This is a genomic window from Streptomyces hygroscopicus subsp. hygroscopicus (genome assembly GCF_001553455.1).
In the GTDB taxonomy this organism is placed as follows: Bacteria; Actinomycetota; Actinomycetes; order Streptomycetales; family Streptomycetaceae; genus Streptomyces; species Streptomyces hygroscopicus.
The window spans coordinates 1-2,183 of record NZ_BBOX01000639.1; the positions used below are offsets into that span (position 1 = coordinate 1).

The following is a 2,183-nucleotide window of genomic DNA, read 5'->3' on the forward strand; positions in this document are numbered from 1 at the left end:
CTAGTGCCGCATCAGGCAATGTTCGCCCTGTTCACGACCTTGCGGAGGCGTTCGTCGGTTGCGTGCTTGTTCCGCCAGATGATGTAGCGGCGGATCATGCTGCCTTGCTCCTTGTGGCTGGCATGATCGGTGGCGTCCAGCGTGAAGTAGCGCAGGGCGGTGAACTGTGCCTCGATGCGGTTCAGCCAGGAGCTGTTGGTCGGTGTGTAGGCGAGCTCGACGTTGTTGGCTGCGGCCCAGTCGCCGACCCGGGTGTCCTTCTTCGTGGTGAGGTGCGGGGAGAAGTTGTCGAGCACGATCGCGATGCGGAGCTTGGGCGGGTAGAGGCTGCGCAGGTAACGGCAGAACTCCAGGAACCTCGTGCGGTTCTTCCTCGGCTTGATGTGGCCGTAGAGCTTGTCCCGGGCAAGGTCGTAGGCGGCGAACAGGTGCCGGACCCCATGAGGCCGGGTGTAGGTCGCGCGGCGGCGGGGCCTGGGCTCGCGGGCTGGGTCCTTGTGCTTCCCGCCGCGCTCGGCCCATTGCCGCCCCGGGTGGGGCTGGAGATTCAGCGGCCCGAACTCGTCCAGACACAAAACAACTTCCGGCTCGCCGTCCTCGGGTATCACCTCGCCGTCGGCGATCGCATAGAGATGCTCGACCCGCGCCTTCTTGGCCGCGTAGTCCGGATCTCGGGAGGTCTTCCAGGTCTTCACACGTTGAAACGACATGCCCTCCTCGCGGAGCAGGACCCGAAGGCCCTCGTGGCTGATGTCGTCGACCACCCCCTCGGCGACCAGGAAGTCGGCCAGCTTGGCCAGACTCCAGGTCGAAAACGGCAGGCCGTGCTCGGCCGGCTTGGACTTGGCGATCTTCTTGATCTCCCGGCGTTCCGGGAGGGTGAAGGTTCTGGGCCGGCCGCCCTTGTATTTCGGGTAGAGCGAGTCGAAGCCGTCCGCGTTGAAGTTGTGGATCACATCCCGGACCCGGTCCGTGCTCGTGAACGTCACCTCGGCGATCTTCGCCACGGGCATGCCCTGCGCGGACAGCAGCACCATCTGGGCCCGCCGCCAGGTCACCACCGACCCCGTGCCTCTGCGGATGATCCGCAGCAACCGCCTGCCCTCGTCGTCATCAATCTCCCGGACCTGCACACGTTCAGCCACCCGCACAGCTTGACGCAGATCGCTGTCCGGCACGCGCACGCCTCGCGCCCCGGCACGGCCACGAACCGAACATCTACTGGCCGGTGATGGTCTTTTCAAGGAGGCATGTGAGGATCGACTCGGCATGAGTCCACAGCAGGGCACCGCCGATCCCCGGCACGACATGATGACGAGCACCGGGCACACGGGCAGCAAGCAGTGCCCCGTTATCGGGCGAGTGGCTGGTGTCCTGCTCGCCATGCCAGATATCGACAGGGACAGTGATCTCGTCGAGGGCGAACGGCCACCGCCCCATCGCCAGGACCGTGTCACGAGCGTAGCCAGCGGCACCTTGAGCAAATCCCTCGTCCAAGGCCCTGCGGTAACCAGCCGCGAAATCAGGATGCTGGTACACGGCAAGGTCACACCCTGGGCTCGCGGCCATGACCATGTCCCACATTGCATCCGCAGTGAAGCCAGCGAAAAACTCCTCGGCGCCAGCCGGGTCGCACGCAGCCCGCTCGACGAGTCCACGCAGGTCCACGTTCAGAGCTGCAGCGAACTCCGGCCTGGCGACCTCGTCCGCACCGGAGACGACAGCCAGTGCCGAGGCGACCCCCTCCGCAGCACAGGCGAGAGCGAATGGTGCACCCTGCGAATTCCCGACCACAACAGGTTGCCCCAGACCCCGCTGCACACAGAGTTGGCGCATATCTCCAGCGAAGTCAGCGAAGGTCCGCCCAGGGGCGGGCGTCGAGACACCAAGCCCCGGACGATCCACAGAGACAAGACGCACTCCGAGCGCCTCAACAACGCCTGCGCCGAATCCGAGCCACCGGCTCGTAGCCGCACCAGGACACAACAAAACAGGCGCCCCGTCCAACGGCCCCCACTCGGCCCAGCCAAGCAGCCGCCCATCAGACAGAGCACTCTGACCCAGCCGGGCAGGAACATCGGTGTATCCAGTCATGATCAACATCATGGTCATAGACAGGATGTCCCGCACCCGACTTTCACCATGGCCTCGAACAGGGCAAACGTTGTCTGATGCGGCACTAG

General features: G+C 65.0%; 2 protein-coding genes. Both read right to left on the minus strand.

What is annotated here, in order from left to right:
• Positions 1-11 precede the first annotated feature (11 nt).
• Complete coding sequence (locus AXW62_RS39565; RefSeq protein ID WP_174556490.1) at positions 12-1,145, minus strand: IS630 family transposase; 1,134 nt, start codon at positions 1,143-1,145, stop codon at positions 12-14.
• A gap of 73 nt (positions 1,146-1,218) precedes the next feature.
• Positions 1,219-2,094, minus strand: a complete 876-nt coding sequence (locus tag AXW62_RS39570; protein ID WP_079106142.1) for an alpha/beta fold hydrolase — start codon at positions 2,092-2,094, stop codon at positions 1,219-1,221.
• Positions 2,095-2,183 lie beyond the last annotated feature (89 nt).